The sequence below is a fragment of the Nitrospira sp. BLG_2 genome (assembly GCF_049222245.1).
Map to the genome: position 1 here is coordinate 1 of NZ_JBLYIG010000272.1, position 6122 is coordinate 6122.

At 53.3% G+C, this 6122-nt stretch carries 6 protein-coding genes; 5 read left to right on the forward strand and 1 reads right to left on the reverse strand.

The genetic code is table 11. The annotated features are described in order from the left end of the window. Positions 1 to 75: 75 nt before the first annotated feature. The 4 genes from ACOSYY_RS07520 (at position 76) to ACOSYY_RS07535 (ending at position 4635) form a co-directional block, all read left to right on the forward strand. On the forward strand, positions 76 to 759 hold the full coding sequence (locus tag ACOSYY_RS07520) for a response regulator transcription factor (protein WP_421661648.1): 684 nt from the start codon (positions 76 to 78) through the stop codon (positions 757 to 759). Continuing rightward, entirely contained in the window at positions 756 to 2192 is a 1437-nt protein-coding gene (locus ACOSYY_RS07525; RefSeq protein WP_421661649.1) for a HAMP domain-containing sensor histidine kinase, read from the forward strand. The genes ACOSYY_RS07520 and ACOSYY_RS07525 overlap by 4 nt, the downstream gene beginning before the upstream one ends. A 711-nt stretch (positions 2193 to 2903) precedes the next feature. After that, complete coding sequence (locus tag ACOSYY_RS07530; protein WP_421661650.1) at positions 2904 to 3224, forward strand: hypothetical protein; 321 nt, start codon at positions 2904 to 2906, stop codon at positions 3222 to 3224. A gap of 979 nt (positions 3225 to 4203) precedes the next feature. Continuing rightward, positions 4204 to 4635 (forward strand): CBS domain-containing protein, encoded by a 432-nt coding sequence (locus ACOSYY_RS07535; protein WP_421661651.1) that lies wholly within the window; start codon positions 4204 to 4206, stop codon positions 4633 to 4635. 610 nt (positions 4636 to 5245) lie between these two features. Here ACOSYY_RS07535 and smpB read toward each other — a convergent pair. Then, the gene (gene smpB / locus ACOSYY_RS07540) at positions 5246 to 5719 is read right to left on the reverse strand and encodes an SsrA-binding protein SmpB (protein ID WP_421661652.1); all 474 of its coding nucleotides are present in this window, start codon (positions 5717 to 5719) and stop codon (positions 5246 to 5248) included. A 52-nt stretch (positions 5720 to 5771) separates the two neighbouring features. Here smpB and ACOSYY_RS07545 point away from each other — a divergent pair. Next, a partial coding sequence (locus tag ACOSYY_RS07545) for a DciA family protein (protein ID WP_421661653.1) occupies positions 5772 to 6122 on the forward strand: 351 nt, incomplete at its 3' end.

Below are 6122 nucleotides of genomic sequence, written 5' to 3' on the forward strand. Positions count from 1 at the left end.
CTGGTGGTCACAGATTGCAAGGGTAGTCTCTGTTGAACAATTGCTTCTTTGCTGCCGACCCGGTTGAGGTAAACCATGAGAATTCTGCTCGTTGAAGACGATGCGGACCTTGCGCAATTCATCAGAAAAGGACTGAAGGAAGAGCACTATGTGGTGGACGTCGCCGCCGACGGCGAAGCCGGCTTGGCGTTGGCTCTGGACAATTCCTATGATCTGATGATCCTGGACATCATGTTACCCAAGCTTGACGGCCTGACCCTCTGCCGCCGCGTCCGCGACCAAGGCATCTCCACTCCGGTGCTGCTATTGACGGCGCGAAACACCTTGGAGACGAAGGTCTCCGGCTTCGATACAGGCGCGGATCAGTTTATGCCGAAGCCGTTCGCCTTCGCGGAATTGCTGGCCCGGATCAGGGCGCTCTTGCGCCGCGGGAACTCCCAGCAAATTGCTCATCTTCAAGCCGCCGACCTTCGATTGGATCCCGCTTCTCACCGTGTCTGGCGCGCAGGACAGGAAATTTCCCTGACGAATAAGGAGTATGCTCTGCTGGAGTTTCTCCTGCGGAACAAAAATCGCGTGCTTACCCGGACCGCAATCATCGAACATGTGTGGGACATCAGTTATGACCCCATGACAAATATCGTCGATGCCCACATTCGAGCCCTCCGCGCGAAGATCGACCGCGACTTTTCGCCGCCCTTGATCGCCACCGTGCGCGGCGCCGGGTATATGCTCGAAGAGCCGGAAGCCTCTGCATGAAATCCCTGCGCAGCTTGATCAGTTGGTCCGCCTTCATCTTGATGGCAGGGCTCATCGTGTTTTCTGCGCTCGTGTATGCCGCGAGCGAGATCTTGTTGCACCGTTTCGTGGATGGACGGCTGCTCGTGTTGGCGGGAACCCTGGCAGAGTTTGTGGAACAATACCCCGAATCCTTTGAACAGATCGGCAAGGACACCGCCCCGACCAACGAATTGACCCAAAGCACGATGGAACCGCACGTATTGCCCGACGTGACGCATGCCCTTCGCGTTTTTTCAACCGACGGCTCTCTCTTGTGGAGGAGTCCTCACGCAACTGTGCAAAGGCCGCTTCCTCCTCATGTACTGGAACAGGTCCGTCTTAAGACGATCCTGTTCGAGACACTCGACGCGGCTGATGGGACGCCGGCGCGACACCTGTTTCTCTTCCTCGTGGGCAAGAACCATAAGCAGTATATTCTGCAAGCCGAGGCCTCGTTACTCCATTACAAGGAAACGCTGAATGGCCTTGTGTTTCTGCTCACCCTCGGATCCGGAGCCACTCTTATCCTGGCCTGGGTCGGCAGTCTCTGGCTGGCAAAGAAAGTGATGGCCCCGATCGAGGCTTTGTGTGCGGGAGCCGAGACGATGTCGGAAGCCGACCTCGAGAAACGCCTGGCAATGGATTCACCCTATCGAGAATTCCGTCGCCTCACCCAGGCTGTCAATGCGGTGTTGGACCGGTTCCAACGAAGCAGCGAGGTTCAACGGAATTTTTGCGAAATCGCCGCCCACGAGATGAAGACGCCCTTGACCATCCTGCAGGGAAACCTGGAAGTGGCGCTCATGAAAGCACGAACCGCCGAAGAATATCGCGAGGTACTGCTCAACAACCTCCAGCAAGTGGATCGGCTCATCGCCTTGACCCGCCCGCTGTTGACTCTCGCGAAATTCACCAGTAGCAAACCTCCGGTCAATCTTGTGCCCCTGGCCCTGGAGCCTCTGATTCAAGAAATTGTGGATGAGTTGACTCTGCTGGCCGATGACCACCAGATTACGTTGACGTTCAAATCCCAACCGGTTCCATCGGTTCTTGGTGATGCGCAATGGATCAAACAAGCGCTGATCAATCTTCTGGATAATGCGCTGCGCTACACCCCATCCGGTGGAGCGGTCTCCGTCCGTCTGCAAGCGATAGGTTCGGAAGTGGCAATGTCGGTGGAGGACACAGGCCACGGTATCGAGCCGGAGAATATTCCCCATCTTTTCGAGCGATTCTACCGCACTGATTGGGCCCGGGCTAAAGATTCCGCCGGTACCGGCCTTGGATTGCCCATCGTGAAGGAAATCATGGATGCCCACGGCGGTAGCATTTCCGTCAAAAGCGAAGTCAACAAAGGCTCCGTCTTCACCCTACGTTTGCCAACCCTCGCTCAGCAAGCGGCTCCTGCCTAGCGGTTCACGAAACACGTAGTCTCGTCCGATTTAACATCGAAATGATCTCCCCATAGGCCGGCACCATGCTCCCCCGTGACGGCCTCTAGCAGAGACTGGTGAGTCGCTCTCACCAACAGGAAAGAGAGAGAAACGAGGCCGACCCACACAGTGACAACATCGGCAGAAACTGTGTCCACGAGGAGAATGAAAAGATCTTCACCGTGGGTTCATTCTTATTTCACTTCCGGCCGCTATTCTATGGAACACATGGCAAATATACTCACTGCTTCAATGGTGTGTTGTCCTTACGTCATGGTCGGCCTCGGACAGGCAATTATAGTAGGAGCGCACTCGGCTGGGAGAACAGTCCATGCCACAGCCGAGGCCGCAGTGTGGGAAATCCCTCTCGCCACATTTGATAAAGAAGTCCAGACATCACGCACCGACGACAAGCGCGGCAAGGTTTGCTTTATACCCGGGTGTGCCGTATTTGCGTTGCGTTGAGGCGTCAACGACATGCTCGAAGCCCTGGAATCCGTACGAATTTACCTGGGCGTATTTCTTGATACATGTATTTTTTGATACAGAATGAATGGATCTTCACCGTGTCTTCATGTTCCCTTCACGTGGAAGCCTTATCATCACTTGTACCGAGGTAAGGCAGAAGGTCGCGTAGGCATAAGCATGGATAGGACGAGGAGACATCACATACAACGTCAGGAGGATATCATGGAAATGAGATGGAGATGGATCATGGGATTCTTGGGCGTGATGGCGATGACAGGAGCTTTATATGTTCCCAATGCTGTAGCAGGGGACCGACGGGCAGATCTCATTGGAACTACAAAAGGAATGTCAACTCAAGTGGACAGCAACGTTCCACCCACTAGCTTTGCCGATGCCCGACAAACCGACGTGAACGAAAACTTCAGTGTGATGGTGCCGTTGAACACTGTGGAGGATAAGGGATACAAGGGGAGGGTGGACGTCATAAGCAGCCTTAAGCCCGGCGGTGAGCGATACCCCTACAGCAATCCTATAAGTCATTGATCACAGAGATTGACGCGGGCTGAGAGAGGCTAGACGGTTTTCTTAAGATCCGATAGCCATCCGGGAACAAGACACAAGACAAGAGAGGAGTTCCTCAAGCCATTCGGAGGAGCTCTTCGTTGTCGAGCAGTATATTTAATTAGTGTCATATAGGTAGAAGGAGGTGAAGGTGATGGCAATATTCATTGCATTGCTGGCGCTGACTGCTGTTTTTGGAGCGATGTATAAAGTAGCATTCATTGACGGTGAATAGGGCCGTTGCTCTCATGGGTCAGAAAGGGGAGGGCATTGTTCCTTCGATAAGAGATATGACGTCGACCCATGATAATATTGACGCATGTGAGACGCGCCGTGTCAGGTATCCGCTTCCCATGGGTGGCTACACGGCGTGCCTCTTTGTTGTGTCAGTCTAGTACCATAGAAATGGGTACTGTGACTTCTCGATAATCTTTTTTTTACCAATAGTGAGCTTTCACCCTACTGTCATCTCCTGATCGCCGGATCACTTGCTTCGAACCTGTTGCCGCTCTCAACATTGGCGGGCGGCAAACTCATCATCTCGCATCCCTCTGATCCCTATCATAGAGGATTCTGGCCATGGCATGGACCCTGGGCAGCTTCGATGCAACCGTCTCTTCAGCGAAGGGGAATTATCTTCGTGAATCCCGATCGCCTGAGCGAGGTTGACCATTACGTGTTGGTCGAGGAAGAAAGCAGCCACCCTGACAGGGGTGGTCTTACGACAGTTGAAAGGGGATTGGGGGGCAACTCGCTCTTCCTGCGCTGAATCGACGAGATGAAAAGGTCCCTCTGACGAACCAGGATCATATTTTGGGCCGGGTCGTGCGGTTGAGGAAAAATCTTTGAAGAACATTCTAGAACATTGGCGATCGGACATGGGGAATCATCAATCGGCAAAGTGCATGACGGTCGCCGACGTCAAATGAAGTTATGATTCAGCAGAATTATGGAGGACACCATGAGTATCGTTGGCGTACCAGTCGGAGGGTTGAAGACCGTTGGGCAAATCGTAGGCACCAACTCCCTCATGTTTCGAACGAACCAGAATTGCTTAGCCATCGCCGCTGAGTTGTTGTCTACTCACACACCGGGTGCCCCAGTTGTCGATAACAAGGGGAAGTATGTCGGTTTTATCAATGAGTTCGACGTCTTGAAAGCGTATGAGGCCGGGAAGGACCTGAGTACCCTCACTGCCGAGTCCATCATGCGACCTGGTCCCATAGCGGTGCACGCTTCTACTACGATTGCGGCCGCTGTTCAGATGATGGAGGAACAGCATGTGTTGAATCTCCCCGTCGAAATTGACGGGAAAGTGGCCTACTCGGTGAGTCGCCATGATCTGCTGCGCGCCTCGATCGGACTGGGGCTTGGAATGGGCCTTGACCCCTAACGCAGTCCAAGGGCTACATGAGCCGTACGCCGTGACCAGCCTAGGGATGCTCCAATTCTTCATACCTTTCTTTATGGAGGCTTCCCAACGGCGTACTCCACATGGTTCTGAGTCGTGGTTGCAGGCTGCAGTTGCCCATAATCTAAAGGATTGCGCGCACCTGGTCGGTGTTGCGGTGGCCCTCTTGAAAAGCGGATCCCGATCTGAAAGTCCTTAGAGCACGGCCCCCATCACAGCCCTACTAGTTCTCCGACGCATAGGGAGCTTTGTTTATTAGTGGTTCCCATACCCTGTCACTGAATTATGAAGACTTCTTCACGTTTTCATCATGAATCATTCATGTTCAAGCCTTATAGTCTCTTGGTGAAGGGAGGTGAAGAATGATGATGATATTCTTTGCATTGCTCGCACTAACCGCGATTTTCGGAGCGATGTACAAGGCGGTATACCTTGACGCTGAATAATGATTCAACCATGCGCGCCGTGTAAGGCGCGGGCTGCCCATGGACGGCCACACGGCGCGGTTTCTTGTTGGTCAGTTTGGGTCGGTAGAGGGGAAGTGGAGGTTTGGGACCGCTGACACTGTCAAAGCGAAAAAGGTATTTCGATTCTACTTTCGCTCTTTGATCGCCCGTTCTACTTCTCGGCCCGCTTCACGAGTTTTGATCGATTCTCGGCGATCATGCTGTTTCTTCCCCTTGGCTAATCCCAGTTCGACTTTAGCTTGGCCTCGCTCTGTGAAATAGATTCGGAGCGGGATCAGCGTGAGACCTTTCTGCTGTGTTTTACCCAGGAGCTTGTTGATCTCTTTTCGATGAAGGAGCAATTTGCGGGTCCTGATCGGATCATGATTCATAATGTTGCCGTGACTATAGGGACTGATGTGGCAGTGATGGAGAAAAACCTCGCCCTCTTTGACGCCCGCATAACTGTCTTGTAAGTTCACACGCCTCTCCCGAAGTGATTTCACTTCGGTGCCCTTAAGGACAATCCCGGCCTCGAACTTTTCTTCGATAAAATAATCGTGGTAGGCCTTTCGATTGGTGGCCACCACATTCCGATGATCTTCCGCCTTTTTAGCCATGACCCAACACCGATGCCTTGATCTATTTCTCCGTTACCGCCTATGATGCCATATGGCCGGTCCCAGCACACTTGATTCCTGCGGCAGCATACTTGCCGGTCTTTCCAAACGGCTTGGTCTCGAATCGAGGCTGCTGGAACTTCGTTTGCGGCATCGCTGGCGCGATATCGTGGGCGAGCCCATGGCTTCCCACACCCGGCCTGCCCAGATTCGCTTCAAAAAGCTTTACCTGATCGTCAGGAATTCCGTCTGGCTGCAACAACTGACGTTCCTCAAACCGGCGCTCTTGGCGAAGCTGCAGGCAGAGTCAGGAACGGAGTCTGTTACGGACATTGCGTGTCGCATTGGAGAGATTCCCGATGAAACGGAGGCTTCTCCTGCAAATCTCGCCACCGATCTCGAG

What these genes read in the sequence shown, in the direction of transcription:
- ACOSYY_RS07525 (WP_421661649.1), top strand. Translation starts at nt 756, where the DNA reads ATGAAATCCCTGCGCAGCTTGATCAGTTGGTCCGCCTTCATCTTGATG.
- ACOSYY_RS07520 (WP_421661648.1), top strand. Translation starts at nt 76, where the DNA reads ATGAGAATTCTGCTCGTTGAAGACGATGCGGACCTTGCGCAATTCATC.
- ACOSYY_RS07535 (WP_421661651.1), top strand. Translation starts at nt 4,204, where the DNA reads ATGAGTATCGTTGGCGTACCAGTCGGAGGGTTGAAGACCGTTGGGCAA.
- ACOSYY_RS07530 (WP_421661650.1), top strand. Translation starts at nt 2,904, where the DNA reads ATGGAAATGAGATGGAGATGGATCATGGGATTCTTGGGCGTGATGGCG.
- smpB (WP_421661652.1), bottom strand. Translation starts at nt 5,719, where the DNA reads ATGGCTAAAAAGGCGGAAGATCATCGGAATGTGGTGGCCACCAATCGA.